Source organism: Paenibacillus sp. GCM10027628 (assembly GCF_042676385.1).
Classification (GTDB): domain Bacteria; phylum Bacillota; class Bacilli; order Paenibacillales; family NBRC-103111; genus Paenibacillus_E.
The window spans coordinates 1-18,821 of the sequence record NZ_JBHTHA010000049.1 but is presented as its reverse complement, the minus strand read 5'-3'; the positions used below and the strand labels follow the sequence as shown (position 1 = coordinate 18,821).

The 18,821-nt window shown below is 46.5% G+C and carries 20 protein-coding genes; 17 read left to right on the top strand and 3 right to left on the bottom strand.

All coding sequences use genetic code 11. The annotated features are described in order from the left end of the window. Nucleotides 1-47 precede the first annotated feature (47 nt). The 5 genes from pduL (at nucleotide 48) to ACFQZT_RS29905 (ending at nucleotide 4,103) form a co-directional block, all read left to right on the top strand. Nucleotides 48-617 carry a phosphate propanoyltransferase gene (gene pduL, locus ACFQZT_RS29925; protein ID WP_379306187.1) on the top strand — a complete coding sequence of 190 codons (570 nt, stop codon included), beginning with the start codon at nucleotides 48-50 and terminating at the stop codon, nucleotides 615-617. Nucleotides 618-772: 155 nt separating this feature from the next. After that, on the top strand, nucleotides 773-2,242 hold the full coding sequence (gene miaB / locus ACFQZT_RS29920; protein ID WP_379306404.1) for a tRNA (N6-isopentenyl adenosine(37)-C2)-methylthiotransferase MiaB: 1,470 nt from the start codon (nucleotides 773-775) through the stop codon (nucleotides 2,240-2,242). A gap of 71 nt (nucleotides 2,243-2,313) precedes the next feature. After that, nucleotides 2,314-2,727 carry a YlbF/YmcA family competence regulator gene (locus ACFQZT_RS29915; protein WP_379306402.1) on the top strand — a complete coding sequence of 138 codons (414 nt, stop codon included), beginning with the start codon at nucleotides 2,314-2,316 and terminating at the stop codon, nucleotides 2,725-2,727. Nucleotides 2,728-2,895: 168 nt separating this feature from the next. After that, nucleotides 2,896-3,630: a phosphonate ABC transporter ATP-binding protein gene (locus ACFQZT_RS29910; RefSeq protein ID WP_379306185.1), complete on the top strand. Its 735-nt coding sequence runs from the start codon at nucleotides 2,896-2,898 to the stop codon at nucleotides 3,628-3,630. Beyond that, a complete protein-coding gene (locus ACFQZT_RS29905) occupies nucleotides 3,627-4,103 on the top strand; it encodes a low molecular weight protein-tyrosine-phosphatase (protein WP_379306183.1) in 477 nt (158 codons plus the stop codon). The genes ACFQZT_RS29910 and ACFQZT_RS29905 overlap by 4 nt, the downstream gene beginning before the upstream one ends. An 81-nt stretch (nucleotides 4,104-4,184) precedes the next feature. On the opposite strand, the gene ACFQZT_RS29900 is transcribed toward ACFQZT_RS29905, so the two are convergent. Next, complete coding sequence (locus tag ACFQZT_RS29900; RefSeq protein ID WP_379306180.1) at nucleotides 4,185-4,583, bottom strand: hypothetical protein; 399 nt, start codon at nucleotides 4,581-4,583, stop codon at nucleotides 4,185-4,187. A gap of 218 nt (nucleotides 4,584-4,801) precedes the next feature. Here ACFQZT_RS29900 and ACFQZT_RS29895 point away from each other — a divergent pair, with 218 nt between their 5' ends. The 8 genes from ACFQZT_RS29895 (at nucleotide 4,802) to mgrA (ending at nucleotide 12,489) form a co-directional block, all read left to right on the top strand. Then, nucleotides 4,802-4,978: a hypothetical protein gene (locus ACFQZT_RS29895; protein ID WP_379306178.1), complete on the top strand. Its 177-nt coding sequence runs from the start codon at nucleotides 4,802-4,804 to the stop codon at nucleotides 4,976-4,978. Nucleotides 4,979-5,092: 114 nt separating this feature from the next. Further along, nucleotides 5,093-6,103, top strand: a complete 1,011-nt coding sequence (locus tag ACFQZT_RS29890; protein ID WP_379306176.1) for a 2-oxoacid:acceptor oxidoreductase family protein — start codon at nucleotides 5,093-5,095, stop codon at nucleotides 6,101-6,103. A gap of 38 nt (nucleotides 6,104-6,141) precedes the next feature. Continuing rightward, complete coding sequence (locus ACFQZT_RS29885; protein ID WP_379306174.1) at nucleotides 6,142-8,445, top strand: thiamine pyrophosphate-dependent enzyme; 2,304 nt, start codon at nucleotides 6,142-6,144, stop codon at nucleotides 8,443-8,445. An 81-nt stretch (nucleotides 8,446-8,526) separates the two neighbouring features. Further along, on the top strand, nucleotides 8,527-8,820 hold the full coding sequence (locus tag ACFQZT_RS29880) for a hypothetical protein (RefSeq protein ID WP_379306172.1): 294 nt from the start codon (nucleotides 8,527-8,529) through the stop codon (nucleotides 8,818-8,820). A gap of 177 nt (nucleotides 8,821-8,997) precedes the next feature. Continuing rightward, nucleotides 8,998-9,582: a ribonuclease H-like YkuK family protein gene (locus ACFQZT_RS29875; protein WP_379306400.1), complete on the top strand. Its 585-nt coding sequence runs from the start codon at nucleotides 8,998-9,000 to the stop codon at nucleotides 9,580-9,582. Between the two features lie 144 nt (nucleotides 9,583-9,726). Further along, complete coding sequence (locus ACFQZT_RS29870) at nucleotides 9,727-10,233, top strand: ADP-heptose synthase (RefSeq protein WP_379306398.1); 507 nt, start codon at nucleotides 9,727-9,729, stop codon at nucleotides 10,231-10,233. 38 nt (nucleotides 10,234-10,271) lie between these two features. Then, a complete protein-coding gene (locus tag ACFQZT_RS29865) occupies nucleotides 10,272-11,294 on the top strand; it encodes a phosphotransferase (RefSeq protein ID WP_379306170.1) in 1,023 nt (340 codons plus the stop codon). A gap of 205 nt (nucleotides 11,295-11,499) precedes the next feature. After that, nucleotides 11,500-12,489, top strand: coding sequence for an L-glyceraldehyde 3-phosphate reductase (gene mgrA, locus ACFQZT_RS29860; protein WP_379306168.1), 990 nt, complete (start codon nucleotides 11,500-11,502; stop codon nucleotides 12,487-12,489). 3 nt (nucleotides 12,490-12,492) lie between these two features. On the opposite strand, the gene xerS is transcribed toward mgrA, so the two are convergent. After that, nucleotides 12,493-13,575 carry a tyrosine recombinase XerS gene (xerS, locus tag ACFQZT_RS29855; protein WP_379306166.1) on the bottom strand — a complete coding sequence of 361 codons (1,083 nt, stop codon included), beginning with the start codon at nucleotides 13,573-13,575 and terminating at the stop codon, nucleotides 12,493-12,495. 142 nt (nucleotides 13,576-13,717) lie between these two features. Here xerS and ACFQZT_RS29850 point away from each other — a divergent pair, with 142 nt between their 5' ends. The 3 genes from ACFQZT_RS29850 (at nucleotide 13,718) to ACFQZT_RS29840 (ending at nucleotide 16,512) form a co-directional block, all read left to right on the top strand. Beyond that, nucleotides 13,718-14,422: a FadR/GntR family transcriptional regulator gene (locus ACFQZT_RS29850; protein ID WP_379306164.1), complete on the top strand. Its 705-nt coding sequence runs from the start codon at nucleotides 13,718-13,720 to the stop codon at nucleotides 14,420-14,422. 66 nt (nucleotides 14,423-14,488) lie between these two features. Continuing rightward, complete coding sequence (locus tag ACFQZT_RS29845) at nucleotides 14,489-15,715, top strand: MFS transporter (RefSeq protein WP_379306396.1); 1,227 nt, start codon at nucleotides 14,489-14,491, stop codon at nucleotides 15,713-15,715. Between the two features lie 8 nt (nucleotides 15,716-15,723). Next, nucleotides 15,724-16,512, top strand: coding sequence for an ABC transporter ATP-binding protein (locus ACFQZT_RS29840; RefSeq protein WP_379306394.1), 789 nt, complete (start codon nucleotides 15,724-15,726; stop codon nucleotides 16,510-16,512). Nucleotides 16,513-16,551: 39 nt separating this feature from the next. Here ACFQZT_RS29840 and ACFQZT_RS29835 read toward each other — a convergent pair whose 3' ends face one another. Then, nucleotides 16,552-17,415 carry a helix-turn-helix domain-containing protein gene (locus ACFQZT_RS29835; RefSeq protein WP_379306162.1) on the bottom strand — a complete coding sequence of 288 codons (864 nt, stop codon included), beginning with the start codon at nucleotides 17,413-17,415 and terminating at the stop codon, nucleotides 16,552-16,554. A gap of 139 nt (nucleotides 17,416-17,554) precedes the next feature. Between ACFQZT_RS29835 and ACFQZT_RS29830 the strand changes: the two genes are divergently transcribed. Further along, the gene (locus tag ACFQZT_RS29830) at nucleotides 17,555-18,730 is read left to right on the top strand and encodes an MFS transporter (RefSeq protein ID WP_379306160.1); all 1,176 of its coding nucleotides are present in this window, start codon (nucleotides 17,555-17,557) and stop codon (nucleotides 18,728-18,730) included. The last annotated feature ends 91 nt before the right edge of the window (nucleotides 18,731-18,821 follow it).

Below are 18,821 nucleotides of genomic sequence, written 5' to 3'. Positions count from 1 at the left end.
TATAATGGAAGATGTACATAGAGATTTGGAAGGATGGATACATAACCATGAAAACAGTACCTGTCGGTGTCTCAGCTAGACATATTCATTTATCAATAGCACACATTGAACTATTATTCGGAAAGGGTTATCAGCTAACCAATTTCAAAGATTTATCGCAACCAGGCCAATTTGCCGCTAACGAGACGGTTACTATAGAAGGACCAAAAGGCAAGTTTGATAAAGTTCGTATTTTAGGACCGGCGCGCGGGGCGACACAAATTGAAGTTTCCAGAACGGATGCTTTCACACTTGGTGTTAACCCTCCAGTCCGTGAGTCCGGTAACATTGAAGGAACTCCCGGTTTAAGAGTGATTGGTCCACAAGGCGAAGTCGAGCTGGACAAGGGTGTCATTGTAGCCGCGAGGCATATCCATTTTCATACTTCGGATGCAGACAAGTGGGGGATACAAGATAAGCAGATCCTTCGGGTCAAATTAAATGGGGAGCGCCCATTAATTTTCGAAGATGTGATCGCACGTGTTTCGGATCTGTATGAGCTAGATATGCATATCGATACAGATGAAGGAAATGCGGCAGGCGTTAAGACGGGAGACGTTGCTGAAATATTGTCTTAGGGAAAAAATGTCTTTTTTCACGATTACGCCATTTTTCTTTTGAACTCAGTAGGCTCATGATGTTATAATGGAAGGTGCATATTTTGCACAAATATGCTTACGATGAAAGTTTTCCAGAAGGAAAACTCTTAGGAGGAAAGAAAGTGGCTAACAATGTGAAATCCGATAAGGATTATTCCCAATATTTTCAGCCTCCTTCACTGACAGATGCCAAGAAGCGCGGAAAAGAAGAGATCGCCGTTCATTACGATTTTACTATTCCTGAAGATATGCAGGAGTTCGGCAAGGATAAATTTTATTTGATTCGCACCTTCGGTTGTCAGATGAATGAGCATGACACAGAAGTGATGAAAGGCCTGCTTGAACAGATGGGGTATCAATCGACGGAGGACAAGTTTCAGGCCGATGTGATTCTGCTCAATACGTGCGCGATCCGAGAAAACGCAGAAGATAAGGTGTTCGGGGAGCTAGGGCATTTAAAATCGCTTAAAGCGGAAAAGCCCGGCCTTGTACTTGGCGTTTGCGGTTGCATGTCACAAGAAGAAGCGGTCGTGAATCGAATCATGCAGAAGCACGCTTTTGTAGATTTGATCTTTGGTACGCATAATATTCATCGCTTGCCAACACTTTTGAAGGATGCCTTTTATAACAAAGAGATGGTTGTAGAGGTTTGGTCAAAAGAAGGCGATATCGTCGAGAATTTGCCGAAAAAACGGGAAGGTATCCGTGCTTGGGTGAACATCATGTACGGTTGTGATAAATTTTGTACGTATTGCATCGTTCCTTATACACGAGGCAAAGAAAGAAGCCGGAGGCCTCAAGACGTTCTTGCTGAAGTGCGAGATTTGGCGCGTCAAGGCTTCCAAGAGATTACACTGCTTGGCCAGAATGTCAATGCTTATGGTAAGGATTTTGAAGATATTTCGTATTCATTTGCTGATTTGATGGACGATATTCGCAAAATTGATGTGCCGCGCATTCGTTTCACAACATCGCATCCACGCGATTTCGATGATCGCTTAATTGAAGTATTAGGCAAACGCGGCAATCTTGTCGAACATATTCATCTGCCCGTGCAGGCTGGGAATAGTGAAGTTTTGAAGCGTATGAGTCGTAAATATTCGCGTGAACACTACCTCGAGCTTGCCCGTAAAATCAAAGCAACGCTGCCTGATGTGGTACTTACAACAGATATCATTGTTGGTTTCCCGGGTGAAACGGATGAACAGTTCGAAGATACGATGTCTTTGTATCAAGAAGTAGGATTTGATTTTGCCTTTACTTTTATTTATTCACCGCGCGAAGGTACGCCTGCTGCTGAAATGGAAGACAACGTACCTATGGATGTGAAGAAGCAGCGCTTGTATCGCTTGAATGAGCTCGTAAATGCTCACAGTAAAGCAAGTAATGAGAAGCTCTTCGAACAAACGGTTGAAGTGCTCGTCGAAGGCGAAAGTAAGAACAATCCGGATGTGCTATCCGGTCGTACGCGTACGAATAAACTGATCCATTTTACCGGTTCTAAAGATTTGATCGGCAAGATGGTGAATGTGAAAGTTACGCATGCGCAAACTTGGGTTTTGAAAGGCGAGATCGTACCATCGCCGTTACAAATATCCATTTAATCAGGAAGTAAATATGACGGGAGTGTGCCCAAGTGTCAGATCATCATCATAATCATCCCCATGCTTTTCAAATGGAGGAATACACGAATACAGAAATGATTGTTCGGGAAGATATTTTGGCAAAAGCTAAAGAATTGGCAGAGCTGTTGACTACATCCAATGAGGTGCAGTTTTACCAGAAGGCAGAAAAGCAAATTAGCGCTAATCCGGATATCCAAACCCTAATTAGTTCCATCAAGAAAAAGCAAAAAGAAATCGTCGCTTTCGAGAAATTTCAAAACCCGAAAATGGTTGAGAAAATCGAAAGTGAAATCGATGCGCTGCAGGATGAACTGGACGGCATACCGATTGTTAATGAATTTAAACAGACCCAAGAGGATATCAATTATTTGCTGCAGCTCGTCATGTCTGTCATTCGGGATACAATCTCGGATAAAATCAATGTGGAAGCAGGCTCAGCAGAAAGTCCGAGCTCTTGCGATTAAGCTTGTAGCCATACCCATAAAATGAAAATCGCCCTCTTGCAGGCTTAATGCCGGTGGAGCGGCGATTTTTGCCAAAATATTATGCTTGCGATGCCAGTTTTCTATCGAAAAACTCAGCAGATGCTTACGAAAGTAGTTTTCTAAAGAAAACTCTAAGGAGACGTTGTCATGATTACGGTTCGAAATTTAAGCAAAGTATTTCCCCCGGACAACAAAGTGCTGTCTCAGATCAGCTTTCAAGTGGACGAAGGTGAATTCATCGCCGTTATTGGCGGAAGCGGAAGCGGAAAGACAACGTTGCTGCGCTGCATCAGTCATCAAGAAAAGTGGACGACGGGGCAATTGATTTACCATTCTAACGACATGACAACCCCAGGGTTAATGGAACGTTGGAAGCTCGGAAAGGACTTCGCATTTTTGGAAGAAAAGCCGGTTTTAAACCGAAATAAAAGCGCTATCAAAAATGTCATGATGGGGCGTCTTTACCAGACCCCGATACGTCTACTTACAGGTACCACTTCAAGGGATGAGCACGTCCTTGGTATGGACTATTTAGAGAAAGTCGGATTGCTCGATAAAGGGGAGAAAAAGGTCGGGCAGCTCAGCGGCGGCGAGCAGCAGCGTGTTGCTATCGCTAAAGCCCTGATACATAATCCCAAGGTGCTTGTGGCGGATGAACCTGTATCCGGACTAGATCCGAAAGCGACTGAGTACATTATGCAAGACCTTAAAGCCCTATGCCAAGAACGGAATATGAGCGTTATCGCAACGCTGCATCAGGTCGAGCTTGCAGAGCGGTATGCGACTCGGATTTGGGGCTTGGCTGAAGGTAGGATCGTTCTTGATATCCCCGCAAGATCGTTGACGATGCGAGAAAAACAGCTTATTTTCGGTGCGCCATGATTCAGGTCTTATTTGTATGTTTAGGCAATATTTGTCGCTCACCTATGGCAGAGGCTATTTTCCGTCATAAAGTAAAACAGGCTGGGCTTGACGGTGTGATATTTACCGATTCTGCGGGTACCGGAGATTGGCATATAGGCGAGCGGCCGCATCAAGGGACTAGACGCATTCTTGACCAGTATCGAATCGATCATCAAGGGATGACGGCCAGACAAGTCAGGCCAGATGATTTCGAACAATTTACATATATCATTGCGATGGATGACAGCAACGTTCGTAATCTTCTTCCATTTGCACAAGGTTCGATCGAGCAGCGTGCAGAGATTCATAAACTTCTGGCATTCGCGCCGACTCGTGGCGTTAGTGATGTACCAGACCCTTATTATACTGGCAATTTCCAAGAGGTCTATGACATGGTAGAAGAAAGTTGCGAGAATTTACTTGCCTATGTAAGGGAAGCCCAAAAATTATAAAAGTTGTTTATACTCCGCAGCAATAAACAAAAAGACAGTTATGAAAAGATGAACTTTTCATAGCCGTCTTTTTTTTATGATTTAGAAAGCTGTCAGGCCCATTTTTTGGCCGCACTCGGAGATGGCCCGCAATATTTCGCGGTGGATGGGAATGATGACATCGGTTGCGCCCATCTGGAACAATCCGCTTCGATTATGCACAGTCGCCGCTTGGACATAGATACGGTAATGCTCCGAACCAGGAGCAAGATAGGTCGTTTCTTTATTGGCCGCTCGCGAGCTCACGAAGGAAACCTTTTTGAACCCGGAATGATCGAAAGGGAGTATATTGATAATGTCCTCCAGCTTAAAGTAGTAGTTGACATGCGGCTTATGAAGGATCAGCTCTTTGGTCGTGACGGTAAGACCATAATCCTTTCGTTTGTGGGACATTTTCAGCTCGCCTTCAAGGGATTTGATCTGTATAAAGTCTGGATTCATGGTACGCCCTCCTTCACAATTCCTGATGTTCGCTTGTCTTAACAGAATAACATACATCATCTGGCTTGTTAATGGAGAGCTTTGGGACTATTTTTGCTGAATTAGCCAGGTACACATCATTCCTCTGGTGCATCTTGTGGTTTTCACTGTATAATATAGGAAATGAAGATTTGCAAACGTTTACAATTTGGCGGATTGGAAAACGAGGAGCGATGAGGATGAAGGCGTGCTCACAGGTATGCGGTGTTGTCTTTGACCCATTAAATGAAGATTATGTTGACGTTTGTGAAGAATGTGCGGGTGATTGTGAGCATAAAATGCTTGAAGGCGAGATGGAAGGAACAGGGAGTTACTATTTGGGCGCTTGCGGATTGATTATCGATTACTTACTTTAAGCTCGCCCTCGTAAAAAACTGTTGCTTACCAAAATATTCTTGTTACAATGGAAGTAGACTTACTATTCATACTATTCAATTTTGATGCAGCTCATTTTTGAAAGGAGACATGCAATGGTAACTTTGCCCAAATTGAACGATCTCGGATTTTTCGAGATTAGGCTGGAATCCATCGGTGGATTAGGCGCCAACCTTGCAGGTAAAATGCTCGCCGAAGCGGGCGTTGTAGGGGTGGGGTTGAATGGGGTAAGCTTTTCCTCCTATGGATCGGAGAAGAAAGGCTCTGCGGTTAAGGCGCATATCCGATTTTGTGATATGGCTACGAATATTCGGGATACCTCTCCAGTAGAACGTCCGCATGTGGTTGGTGTTTTTCATGAATCGCTTTCTAAAACTGTAAACGTTATCAGCGGCATCTATGAAGACAGTACTGTTCTAGTAAATTCGACGAAAACGCCGGATCAGCTCAAAGAAAAGATGAAGCTCAAAGGCGGCACGATCGCGGTGATCGATGCCATCGGTATTTCTCTCGAGGAAAAAAATCGGGTGAATATGGCGATGCTCGGTGCCCTATTTCGGTTGTGCGATTTTCTGGATCCGGAGGTGATGAAAGGTGTCATTCGCAAATCGCTCGAAAAGAAATACCCGCAGGCGGTAGCGCCGGCGCTACGGACGTTTGAGCGTGGTTACGATGAAGTGAAATTTCAGACCTATACGCTTCCGGAAGGCGAAACAATGCCTGATTTTGTACGCTTTGACACGCCAGTGCTTGGATATGCCACGCAGCCTATCGGCGGTGTCATTACGAATCCGGGCAACAGCATTTTGAAAGATTTAAGTATTTCACGTGCGGGGATGATGCCGCATTTTCATGAAGATAAATGTATTCATTGTGCTTCTTGCGACAATGTGTGTCCCGATTTCTGCTTTGTGTGGGATGAGCAGCCGGACAAGAAGGGACGTCCGCAAATGTTTCTCCAAGGTATTGATTATCAATACTGTAAAGGCTGCTTGAAATGTGTACAGGCCTGTCCGACAGAGGCTCTAAGCAATGAGAGGGAAGAGGACGGGTATGCGGATGCCCATCGGATGCCGCATCGATTCAATCTAGCCGTAAACGCTTAGAAAGATAGCACTCAAGGGAGAAGGGTGGAACAAACGAAATGGCCATTGATATTAAGAAGGAATTTGGGCAAGCCAAAATTGAGCAGCGCATCGTCTATGAATCAGGCAATGAGATGGCTGCTTATGCTGCCCATCAAATCAATTATCATATCATGGGATATTTTCCGATATCTCCGTCTACGGAGGTTGCCCAGTTTCTGGACTTGATGAAAACGAACGGTCAGCATGACATCGTGCTGATACCTGCGGACGGCGAACACGGCTCCGCGGGTGTGTGCTATGGCGCTTCCACCGCTGGCGGCCGCGTGTTTAACGCAACAAGCGCCAACGGTTATTTGTATATGCTCGAACAAATGCCGGTCCAGTCCGGAACCCGTTTCCCGATGGTCATGAATTTGGTATGCCGTTCGGTATCTGGACCTCTTGACATTCACGGGGATCATTCCGATCTCTATTACGCGTTAAACACCGGATGGCCTATTCTTATGTGCCGAGATCCTCAAGCGGTATATGACATGAACATTATGGCTCTAAAGTTGGCTGAAGACCCTGAAGTTCGTCTGCCGGTTCTTGTTGCGTCTGACGGTTATTTCACCTCGCATCAGAAACGCAGAGTTCAAACTTTCGCGCATCGCGAAGATGTCCATGCTTTCATAGGGGAGAAGCCTCAAGGATTCCCGGATACACTCGATCGAAACAATCCGATTACCGTCGGTCCTTACATGAACGAACCGGATTACATTAATAACTGCTACCAGCAGTCAATGGCGATGTATAACGCTGAGGAAGTTTACGACCGCATTCGTGCGGAGTATGCGGAATTGACCGGCCGCGACTACCCGATCCTGGATTTATACCGGATGGACGATGCAGAGGTCGCCGTGTTCCTAATGAATTCGGCTTCCGAAATCATCAAGGATGTCGTCGACCAGCTGCGCGAGAAAGGCATTAAGGCCGGCTCCATCGCGCCGAATATGATCCGCCCATTCCCGGCGAAGCAAATCGCGGAAGCGCTGAAGCATGTGAAAGCGATCACGGTAGGCGATCGCGCGGATTCGTACGGTGGCCATGGCGGGAACATGGTCAACGAAATTAAAGCGGCGCTGTTCACACACGGGAACCGCGATACGCTGGTCATAAGCCGTGTCTACGGCTTAGGCGGCAAGGACTTTTATGCCGAAGACGGGCATAACCTGTTCCAGTTTGCCATCGATGCGATGCAAAGCGGAAAGGTTGAGGTGCCGTTCGACTACTACGGTCATACGGCAGGAGATCCGGCGAAAGCACCGAAGCGGTTGCTGAATCCGATGAATTATGAGGATCTGAAAACCGGCTTGATTACAGTAACGCCTGATGAAAGCAGTGGCAAGTTAAATGTTCGGATTCCGCCTCTTCGTTCCTTGACGAAGAAACCAAAGCGGATCGCACCGGGTCATGGCGCCTGTCCGGGCTGCGGCATTTTCTCGGGCTTGGAGCTCTTCTTCAAAGGAATTGAAGGCGACATCGTGGCTTTGTTCCACACGGGCTGTGCGATGGTTGTAACGACAGGTTATCCATATTCTGCGCACAAAGCGACTTATATCCATAATCTGTTCCAAAACGGAGCGGCCACGCTCTCCGGCGTTGTAGAAATGTTCTGGGAGCGCAAACGCCGTGGCGAACTTGACGATTTGAACTTGCCGGACGATTTCACCTTTGTCATGATTACAGGTGACGGCGGCATGGACATCGGGATGGGCCCCGCGATCGGCGCTGCACTGCGCAATCATAAGATGATTATCCTCGAGTACGATAATGAGGGCTATATGAACACCGGCGCGCAGCTGTCGTATTCGACACCGCTTGGACATCGGACGTCGACGTCCAATGTCGGCAAGAAGCAAGGCGGTAAAGTGTTCCACCATAAAGATACCGCGCAAATCATGGCGGCAACGCATATTCCGTATGTGTTTACCGGTTCGGAAGCATTCCCGCAAGACCTTGTGAAGAAAGCAGCTAAGGCTCAGTGGTACGCTCAGCATGAAGGGATGGTATATGGGAAAATCCTGATTGCTTGTCCGTTGAACTGGCTGTCCGAAGACCAGGAAGGTTCCAATATTGTTGGCGCCGCCGTAGATTCATGCTTCTTCCCGCTTTACGAAGTGGAGCACGGCGTGACGACCTTGACGTACAACCCGGAAGAGAAGAGCAAAAAGATTCCGCTCTCGGATTGGTTGAAGACGATGGGCAAGACGAAACATATGACGAAGCCCGAATATGAGGAGTCCTTGAAGTCGTTCGAGAACGAAGTGGAACGCCGTTGGAATATTCTCAAAGCGAAGCATGAAAGTCCTTATTTATAAGAAAAATCAGAAAGGCACTATCCCGCCATGCGGTGATTGTGCCTTTTCTGGATAAACGAGAATAGAGCGGGGGTATAAGAAGTGCCTTATGTGCTGCAGCGAAAAACGACTTCGCAAATTTTCACTTGCCGGCTAGTAAATCACTACGGGTTGGCTTATTATGGCGTGAAGTTCTGGGATGAGCAGGGAGAGGCGAAGGAGCAGCTGGTGCAGTTTCTTCAGTCCGCAGGGATCAATGAAGTAGACGAATGGGACCTTACTGAGCTTGAAGAAAGTGAGATGAAGATTTGCAATGTAAGACTGAAAAATGATCCGGACTTGGAACTCTTTTGGACAGCAACTCGGAAGCCTGAAGTCAAAAAAAGAAATCACTGATAGAGTAATCCGGTTTACTGGAATAGTCTTATTTTTGAAGTCGGCAACGTTTTCGTTAAGGGGATGGTTCGATCAAAGGGTTTTTGCCATATACTACAGATAAGGGGCGGGTTGTCATTCCAAAATCCGCTTCTTCCTCAATCTAATGAGAAAGGAAGAGCCTTATCCTTGAGACCTATGCCTGCAAATCAACCACTGGAATTTCGAAACACAACCGAAAAAGGACTCGACATAGAGACTGTTCACGCACGCGTTCTCCATTTTATGCGGCTTGACCCTGCAGCCGTGTATAAATTTATTATTGGTACAGACTGTCAAGTGCATCCTGGTCACACGAAATTCATTACAGGTGTAGTGATCCAGCGATTGGGTAAGGGGGCGTGGGCCTGCTATCGACAGGTGATTGTTCCAAGGGCGTTAACGTCTGTAAAAGAAAAACTTTCTACAGAGACAGCCTTGAGCGAAGAAATCGCACTGTTTTTTGATGATCATAAACGTCGGGACATGGAGGATATCATATTGCCTCATGTATATCAAGGTGCTTCGATCGATATGTATATACATATTGATGCCGGACAGGATGAGAACAAAAACAGAACAGCCAAGTTCGTTCAGGAAATGGTGCGAAGAGTGGAGTCGGTAGGTATGGTGCCGGTCATTAAACCTGATTGTTATGTAGCGTCTTCGTATGCAAACCGTTTTTCCAAAAAGCCTTATGAATTCGTAAGACAGGACCAAGAGGTGACAGATGGCAGTCTATAATCCTAGAAAAAAACCGTTAGCTCATGGATCTTACGATCAGAGGGGCTGACGGTTTTTGTTCAATCAATGGTCTGCAAAGAAGGAAATTCAACGGCAAGTATCGAAATATTGCTATTACAACCAAAGAGGGAGGGGGTCCAAATGATGTCCCGTACTTTCGTCATAGAGGCTGTCATGTTGGCTGTACACGGTCAATTGCTGCTGCCAGGACGCCCAGTTACTTATATTATCCCGTACACGAGTATTCAAGAGCTGTATGAACTTCAAATCAGCCATGAACCCATCATGCTGTCCCCTGAGGACGATACTTACGTGAAGCAAAAAATAGGAGAACTTATTACATTTTTTGAGGAATCGTTTAATAAGAAAAAAATAGAGAAGGCATTATCGATGCCTTGGCGCAAAAGCCCTCCTTTACCCATAAACGAGCACGTTGCTTTAATGATCATATTTGCTGTCGATACGGAAGAATACGGCGAAAGTTTTGATCCGATTGAAACGGAATTAATCCTCACGTCGATGAAAGAGCAAGCGGCCCTATTAACGGATCAACTTGAGTTGCTCGATCGGATCGTAGATGCCGGTCTTCATGTCGAGGCTTATGACGTCGAAGATTTTGAGTTCGCAGTCGATGGCGATTATTTGGTCTAAACATTGTCAAATGTCAGGTTGAAACGGGGGATAACAGGATGCATGTAAAGGATCAGGAAGAGTTGATCACCTCTTTGCCGGAACACTGGTTTCCCGACCAAACTTGGTCCGTGCGCAAGGGAGAAGGGGGAATGAATAACACAACGCGTTTCGTGGAAGTGAAAGGAGAAACTTACGTTCTTCGTATTTATGAAACGCATCGCGATTTGGATAAGATTCATTATGAACATGCGGTGTTACGGACATTATCCACTCACAAGCTTCCATATCGCCTGCCTGTGCCGATTCAGCTTCCCTCTGGCAGGACGGTTTTGGAGGTGAACTCCAATCAAAGGAAGCTAGCTGCGCTGTTTACGTTTACGGTTGGCTGCAATCCGACGTGGGAGCATGCAAGACAAATGCAGCCATTTGGCGAAGCGGTCGGCCGGCTTTCACAGGTATTGGCATCTATACAAGTAGGACTAAAACCTGTTTACCCGCCTTATTATGAAATCGAACATATTCATCCTCGCTGTACGCCGGAAGTGATTGATGCATTCTGTTCTGCTCCGCCAGAGCCTTTTCGTGCGCTGCAATCGACGCTAATGTACCTGCGCGAGCGATTCATAGCCTTTTATGATGAAATTCCTCAGCTAAAAAAACTGCCGCACCAGCTTGTTCATGGTGACATTAACGGCTCTAACATGCTTGTTAATGAGGAGGGCCGTATATCGGCAATACTGGATTTTGAATTTGTCACTGAAGATGTTCGTGTCATGGAGCTTGCCGTTTGTTTGTCGGATCTGATTGATCCAGCTTTGCCGGAAGTAGAGTTGTGGCGGAGATGCTCGGCGTTTTACAACGGTTATAAAACTTTTATCGATTTGCAAGAAGAGGAGTTCCGTCTGCTGCCATTGTTGATTGAACTGCGTAGATTGGATGTATTCGTTCATTTTCTTGGCAGGTATTTGGACGGTGTTGACGCACAAAGTGTACTTGTAGATATCGTTCATAATACAGCAGAGAAAGTGCAATGGCTTCATGATAACGGGGCTAAGCTGCTTCATGCTTTGAAAATATAGGAATATGCCGCGAGGCTGTCGAAGCGATTCGGCGGCTCTTTTTGCGTATTTTCGGGTGGATTTTAGTGGATTTACTAACCTCAAGGTAAGTAAGACACGTTTTTTTCAGTTCTTTTTTTGTTGTGACGGTTAGCCTATACTAGTACAAGGATACATAAGATTCTAGATGATGCTTAAGTAGTTAAAACTCTAAGGAGGACAAAACATGCCTTATCAAGCAAGCACAACTCGTTATGCAGAAATGAAATATAACCGGACCGGCAAATCCGGATTGAAGCTTCCGGCGATTTCATTAGGCCTTTGGCACAACTTCGGCGGATTGGATATTCATGAAAATGGAAGAGCGATGCTGCTCCGATCCTTTGATCTGGGGATTACGCATTTCGACTTGGCGAACAATTATGGACCGCCGCCAGGATCAGCGGAAGAAATGTTCGGTAAGGTGCTCAAAAATGACCTCGGTGCTTATCGCGACGAGTTGATTATCTCGACGAAAGCCGGCTACCACATGTGGGAAGGCCCTTACGGGGAGTGGGGCTCCAAGAAATATTTGATTTCCAGCTTGGATCAAAGCTTGAAGCGGATGGGTTTGGAGTACGTAGATATTTTCTATTCGCATCGCCCGGATCCGAACACACCGTTCGAAGAGACGATGGGTGCGTTGGATCAAATCGTACGCCAAGGCAAGGCGTTATACGTGGGTTTATCCAACTATACGGCTGAGCAAACCCAGCAGGCTGCATCGATTCTCAAGCAACTGGGTACACCGCTGCTGATCCATCAACCATCCTACAGCATGCTGAATCGCTGGATTGAGAATGGGCTGCAGGATGTGCTAGATGAGTTCGGTGCGGGCAGCATCGCATTTTGTCCGCTTGCGCAAGGCCTGCTGACGAACAAGTATGTAAGCGGTGTTCCAAGCGATTCCCGAGCTGGAGGTAAGAGCGTCTTCCTGAATGCGAAGGATATCACGGAAGAGAAACTGGCTACGATCAATAAGCTGAATGAACTGGCCAGCAGCCGCGGACAAAGTCTCGCGCAAATGGCGCTTGCTTGGGTACTTCGCGGCGAGCGTGTCACTTCCGCGCTCATTGGAGCCAGTCGCGTCTCGCAAATTGAGGAGAATGTGGCTGCTCTGAAAAACTTGGAGTTCTCGGCAGAAGAACTTGCCAAAATCGAAGAAATCCTGAAGTAGTCTTCAGGATTCCAAACGTTTGTCGATGGCCTCGGCCATCGTTTTGTCCGTGAGATGCGCGTAGATTTGCGTTGTTTCCGGTGAGGCGTGACCAAGCTGTTCCTGCGTTTTGTACAAGTCGTTCTGCAGGTAATAGTCTGTAGCAAAAGAGTGACGCAGCTTATGAACCGACAAGTACGGCTTGCCAAACCGTTTGGCATATTTGATCACCATTTCTTGAATGGCCCGTTTGGTCATGCGTTCGCCTTCTTTGTTGCCGTTAGCGATGGCAAGAAAGAGGGCTTTTTCCTTTTTCACAGGCTTGTATCGGGTTTGACGAATGGCTAAATATTCGGTTAGCGCCTGAATGGCCTCCTGACGGAAGTAGACAGGTGTTTTGAACGTATCGTCGTTTTTACCTTTACGGTAAACGTGTGTCAGTTTTTTCTTCAGATCGATGTCATCTACGTTGAGATTGAATATTTCCGAGACACGAAGACCGGAGTTCAGGATCAGGGTGATGATACAGGCGTCGCGTATTTTATTTAACTCATACGAATAGGTAGCTTGTTTATTCGTGGCTACATCGTGTTGGTATCCATGCTGCACATAGTCGATAAATTCAAGGATTTCGCGCTCTTGCAGCAGCTTGCCTTCCAGCTTCGCGGCGGTATCTTTCGGCTTATGCGAACGCTTGATTTCCACTTTGGCCATGACATTGCGCTTTAGAAGCGGGTAAAAGTTTTCGTCCTCGGCAATCTGGCTCAAATAATGAAATAATGAGCGAAGCGCGGAGAGCTTGCGATTAATGGTTGTTTTGACATTGGCCTGCTCCTTGCGAGTGGCAAGAAACATGCGAAAATTATCGACGCTGTCCATATGTAATTTCTCCAAATCCTCAAGAGGCACTTGAGACATGGAATTCGCCGAAGATAAGCCTTCAGCGAGCAGCCAAGAGAAAAAGATTTCATAATCCCGGACATACTCCAACAAAGAAGAGGGGGAGAGGTCGGGCAGCTTATAATTGATAAACTTCTCTACGTACCACGGCATTGAGGGGATTTTTTTCTCAAGCTCGTTGCGGTCTTTCACCTTAATGATATTCATAGGTGGCGTCACCTCTTATGATCTTCTTGTTGCTAGTATAGCAGTGGACTTCAGAAATTGGTAGAGAGATGAAAAAAGAGCTGGATTTATGGTGGTCGCTTCTGATACAATAACTCAATAATAAAATAAAGGAGATCATCTGATGAATTCTGGACGAATTTCATTTCAAACGGTGCAGCGCAGACAAATCGTCGACGATGTTGTCGAGCAGCTTCAGAAGAAGATTTCACTCGGAGAACTGCCCGTAGGCAGCCAAATCCCGACAGAGCCTGAGCTCATGGCCCAATTCGGCGTAGGGCGCTCGACAATTCGTGAGGCGGTGCGAGTTTTGGCGCATGCAGGCTTATTGGAAAAGCGTCAAGGACATGGCACCTTCGTCATTGGTGCGACCAATATGCAAGAACCGCTTGACTACCGGCTGCGCCGTGCAGAAGTGCTTGATGTTTACGAGGTGCGCTTTATGCTGGACACCGAGATCGCCAGACTCGCGGCTGTGCGGCGGGATGAGAACGACTTGGCGCATATTCGCGAATGCCTAGAGCTTCGAAATAAGCATCTGGCTGCAGGCGACAATAAGCTGTATTTGGATGCGGACATCGCGTTTCATTTCGCTGTTGCCGCAGCAACGAAAAATCCGGTTACGTGCGATCTGTACCGCACATTTTCGGAAGTACTGCGCGTGGCGCTGGATAAGCACACGACGGATCCGGAACTTCATAATCACTATACGGAGCAGCATGTGAAGCTTTATGAGGCTATTCGCGACCAAGATGCGGAAGCTGCGGTTGCATGCACGCTCACGCATCTAGAAGGAGTTAAAAGAGAGCTGGAAGATTTGCTTCGTTAATGCTTTCTTTTGGTTTTAAACGTCTGATGATATAACGAATTAGAAAAAGGAGTGATTGATTTGAACATGCAAGCTCAGGTAATAAGTAAACAGGCGAATACGATGGCATTTTCCATTTTGTTCGCAGTCAGTTTCGTCCATCTGCTCAACGATACGATCCAATCGGTGATCCCGTCTATGTTTCCCATTCTGCACGCATCCTTAAATTTAACTTTCAGTCAAATTGGCTGGATTGGATTCGTGTTAAATGTAACCGCATCGGTGCTGCAGCCGCTGATCGGCCTGTATACTGATTCTAAGCCCAAACCTTATTTACTCCCTATAGGGGTAATATTTTCACTAGTTGGCGTTGCTGGACTTGCTTATGTACATAGCTATGCGGTTCTGCTCTTTTTTGTGGTGTTGATCGGGATCGGTTCGGCAGTCCTTCATCCTGAGGCATCACGCGTCGCTCATCTTGCTTCCGGGACCCGCAAAGGACTCGCGCAGTCGATTTTTCAGCTGGGAGGCAACACGGGGCAGGCCATCGCGCCGGTGCTTACTGCGTTTATTTTTGCACAATCGGGTCAAAAAAGCTTGATCTGGTTTACTCTATTTGCGCTTCTTGCGGTCATCGTTCAGCTCCGCGTAGCCAAATGGTATCAGCAAGATATATCGCAAAGAAATCAGTCCTCCCGAATCCGCACGTCTTCACGGCAAGCGCATCAGCTCCAAAAAAGAGTCGTCGCCTTATCGATGTTCGTTTTAATCATGATGCTCTTTTCTAAATTTGTGTATATAGCCAGTATGAACGGGTATTATTCCTTTTTTCTCATTGAACGATTTGGGTTATCCATTAAGGAATCACAGCTCTATTTATTCGTGCTTTTGTTTGCGGGGATGGCGGGTACTTTCTTCGGCGGGCCGCTTGCCGACAAGTTCGGTAAACGGAACATGATCTGGTTTTCCATCTTGGGGACGGCTCCATTTTCACTGCTGTTGCCTTATGTAAATCCGACCGTAGCCATCATTTTGCTAGCTTGTGTAGGATTGATTCTGATGTCTGGGTTCTCAGTTATCATTGTTTATGCCCAGCAGCTGCTTCCAGGGCGCGTCGGTATGGTTGCGGGGCTGTTCTTCGGCCTGGCATTCGGTCTTGGCGGGATTGGTTCCGCAGTGTTAGGCACCATCGCGGACGCCACAAGCGTGACGTACGTAATCAAGCTTTGCGCTTACTTGCCGCTGCTTGGATTGTTAGCTGCACTATTGCCGTCAGATCGTAAATTAAGCGGAGAAGCAAGAGAAGAGAGGTAATGCAAAACATGGAAGATGTCATTCGCATCCAGCAAGTCTCTTATCGGAGAGGTGAAAATGAGCTACTCAAAGACATCGACTGGCAAGTAAAGAAGGGCGAGCATTGGGCGATACTTGGACTGAACGGTTCTGGAAAAACAACCTTGCTTAACGTGATTAATGGATACATATGGCCAACTTCCGGCAAGGTCTCCGTTCTTGGCCATCCTTTTGGCAGCGTAGATTTGCGTGACTTGCGAAAGGAGATTGGGTGGGTCAGTACGTCTCTGCAGGAAAAGCTGTATATGAACGATAAAGCGGAGTATATCGTGGTCAGCGGCAAATTCGCGACGATTGGCTTGTATGAGAATCCCAGCGATGCCGATTGGGCGCTCGCGGATTCCTTGATGCAGCAGCTCAGCTGTTCGCATCTCAAGGGGAGAGCGTTTCAAACGTGCTCCCAAGGAGAGAAGCAAAAGCTGCTGATCGCAAGAAGCTTGATGGCTTCGCCGAAGCTGCTTATCCTCGACGAGCCGTGCACCGGGCTCGATCTGTTCTCGCGCGAGCGGCTTCTGGAAGCGATCGAGCTTCTGGCTCAAGATGCGAATGCGCCGACACTACTGTATGTGACTCATCATACAGAGGAGATTTTGCCAATCTTCCGTCATGCGCTGCTAATGCGAAGAGGGGAAATGTTCCTTAGAGGCAAGTTGCGGGACGTGTTGACAAGCGAGCAGTTGACGCATTTCTTCGAGAAGCCGGTGGATGTAATTCAACGCGATGAACGAACTTGGGTGCTGCCGGCGAGCAGCCGTTGATGAAAAGAGCCACTCTAGGGAGAGTGGCTCTTTCATTTGTTAATGCTGCATTGTATTCCGGAACATAAGCGGGGAAATGCCGACGTACTTTTTGAACAACCGGGAAAAATAAAAAACGTCCTTATAACCTAAAGTATCCGCGATTTGTTTGACCGTGTCGTTCGTATTGAGCAGGACATTTTTGGCTTCCGCAATTTTCAAACGATGAATATACTCATTGAGCGGGTATCCTGTGTATTCGCTGACAGCGCGCCGAAGTGTCGAAATCGAGATATGGTGCCGCTTGGCAGTCTGCTGCGCATCGAAAGGCAGGTAGAGCGAATCGCCAAGATCGTCCATGAGCGCGATCATTTGCTGGGTTTTCGTATTTTCAGGCGGTGAGTCCGCTTTAAGCATAAATTCGAAGAGCAGCGTTTCGAGCAAAAGGGCTGCGCGGTCGACATTTACGGGGATGCCGCTTTCCATCAGCATGAAAATACGCTCAATCCTGTTTAGCTGCGTCGTATCTTCATAGCCAACTTGTTTGACCTGATCCAATTGCACGAACCAGTGGTTAAGCCATTCCTGAACTCGATCGCCTTCGAAGGTTATGTAATACTCATCCCAGTATCCGTCAGGATCAGGGCCAAAGTTATAAACGACATCCGGCCGGATGAAGCATAAACTGCCGCTTTCTACTTTTTGTTTGACACCCCCGTTGACCTGAAAGGTCCCTCTTCCACCGACAATATATAAAAACGCCCACTTTTCGAAGAGGGCTTCATGCCGGTATAAGGTTCGCCCCGGAAGATGACCTGCATTGATGATGATCAGGGATCGAAGCATTAATTTGCTGGGATCGACGGTCAGGGTGATGATGCGAATAGGGCATGGGCTGATCATATAGTCCATGATTCTAGGCATATCGTACATTCCCTCCAAGAGTATTCCATGATAATGTTGATAAATGCTTTGTTGTATAAATGGTGCTCTATCTATTGTATATGACTATTTGCTCCATGGAAACCCATTGAAGAATACGAATGAAAGCAGAGAACTTCCTATGACGACATCACTCAAGCGACTGCTCATGATGAATGTAAGTGCAGGTATTATTTTCAACTACATGGGTATTTTCATTAACCTGTTTATTTGGGAAAAAGGTCAGTCGATCTTCGATGTAGCCTGGTTTAATCTCGTTTTATTTGCAGGTTGGGGCGCAGCCTTCATGTTTGGCGCCAAGCTGCTCTCCAAATTCACGATCGGATATGTGATGCGCGTATCGGCGATTTGCGCTGGAGTCACCTTTGTCTTATTATCCGTTGTGCATGCAGATCTCAAGCAGCTGTATCTGGCCATACTGGCCTTACCTGTTGGAATTACAAACGGATTTTACTCCGCTGCACAAAATATTGGCATCTCGCTGTTTGGTAAGAGCCAAGAATTCAACTCTTTTTTTTCAGCATCGAACTTGTTCGGTCAGATCATTGCCTTTACCAATCCGCTGCTGTTCGCGGTTATTATTCAATGGCTGGGCTTTCGCGGATCGTTTATTATCATGTTTATTTTCATTATGCTAATGATTGTTGTGTCTTTTTACGTGCCCAAGATTACATTAGCTGAGGCGGGAGAGCCTGTCTATCGCAGCTTTGGCATTAAACAAGTATTTGCTTCGCCTAGTTTAAAATGGATGATTCCGTCGCTGATCGCTGGAGGACTTTTTATCCAATTCCAAGGGATTTTCTCCTTGATCTTCACGTTTTCCGTTACGAGAGACAAGTTGATCATTGCTCTATTGCAAATTATGTATACATTATTCACAGTTCTTTCTCTGCTCGTTTATAAACGGGTTAGCCGCACAGGGCGTGTGAATGATTCTAGGTGGTTGAGCTTTGGGATACTGGCCGCTGCGGCGGGCTTCCTGCTGGTCTTATTTCCAAAAGCACCGATATTAATTATTTCCAATGTGCTGACGACGGTTGGACTGTTCTTCTTCCTTACAATCTGGAGCGCGAGGCAGTTCATCGTGACTCATAAGCTGGCGCCGATCCAACAGGCCCGGGTCTTGGTATGGCGAGAGCTCATCCTCATTTTCTCGAGAGTCTTCATGTTGGCTCTTATTCTTAACATCGAGGATTTCAAAGGTTATATGTTTAGGTGTGTGATGATCTTCAGTTTTGCCTGTGCCTTATGTATTCCTTACTTTTCCAAGAAGGGAATAGAGGCGGAAGCAAGGTAGTGTATAGAAAAAAAAGACACCAAAATGGTGTCTTCAGGATGTCGACAAACCCCTTGTTTTTCAGAGACTTGTCTACAGAGATTAAAAAACC

Coding starts and splice junctions, on each gene's coding strand:
- ACFQZT_RS29915 (WP_379306402.1), top strand. CDS start 2,314: ATGGAGGAATACACGAATACAGAAATGATTGTTCGGGAAGATATTTTG.
- ACFQZT_RS29865 (WP_379306170.1), top strand. CDS start 10,272: ATGCATGTAAAGGATCAGGAAGAGTTGATCACCTCTTTGCCGGAACAC.
- ACFQZT_RS29835 (WP_379306162.1), bottom strand. CDS start 17,415: ATGCCTAGAATCATGGACTATATGATCAGCCCATGCCCTATTCGCATC.
- xerS (WP_379306166.1), bottom strand. CDS start 13,575: ATGAATATCATTAAGGTGAAAGACCGCAACGAGCTTGAGAAAAAAATC.
- ACFQZT_RS29830 (WP_379306160.1), top strand. CDS start 17,555: ATGACGACATCACTCAAGCGACTGCTCATGATGAATGTAAGTGCAGGT.
- pduL (WP_379306187.1), top strand. CDS start 48: ATGAAAACAGTACCTGTCGGTGTCTCAGCTAGACATATTCATTTATCA.
- ACFQZT_RS29875 (WP_379306400.1), top strand. CDS start 8,998: ATGCCTGCAAATCAACCACTGGAATTTCGAAACACAACCGAAAAAGGA.
- ACFQZT_RS29905 (WP_379306183.1), top strand. CDS start 3,627: ATGATTCAGGTCTTATTTGTATGTTTAGGCAATATTTGTCGCTCACCT.
- ACFQZT_RS29895 (WP_379306178.1), top strand. CDS start 4,802: ATGAAGGCGTGCTCACAGGTATGCGGTGTTGTCTTTGACCCATTAAAT.
- ACFQZT_RS29845 (WP_379306396.1), top strand. CDS start 14,489: ATGCAAGCTCAGGTAATAAGTAAACAGGCGAATACGATGGCATTTTCC.
- ACFQZT_RS29850 (WP_379306164.1), top strand. CDS start 13,718: ATGAATTCTGGACGAATTTCATTTCAAACGGTGCAGCGCAGACAAATC.
- ACFQZT_RS29890 (WP_379306176.1), top strand. CDS start 5,093: ATGGTAACTTTGCCCAAATTGAACGATCTCGGATTTTTCGAGATTAGG.
- ACFQZT_RS29910 (WP_379306185.1), top strand. CDS start 2,896: ATGATTACGGTTCGAAATTTAAGCAAAGTATTTCCCCCGGACAACAAA.
- mgrA (WP_379306168.1), top strand. CDS start 11,500: ATGCCTTATCAAGCAAGCACAACTCGTTATGCAGAAATGAAATATAAC.
- ACFQZT_RS29840 (WP_379306394.1), top strand. CDS start 15,724: ATGGAAGATGTCATTCGCATCCAGCAAGTCTCTTATCGGAGAGGTGAA.
- ACFQZT_RS29870 (WP_379306398.1), top strand. CDS start 9,727: ATGTCCCGTACTTTCGTCATAGAGGCTGTCATGTTGGCTGTACACGGT.
- ACFQZT_RS29885 (WP_379306174.1), top strand. CDS start 6,142: ATGGCCATTGATATTAAGAAGGAATTTGGGCAAGCCAAAATTGAGCAG.
- ACFQZT_RS29900 (WP_379306180.1), bottom strand. CDS start 4,583: ATGAATCCAGACTTTATACAGATCAAATCCCTTGAAGGCGAGCTGAAA.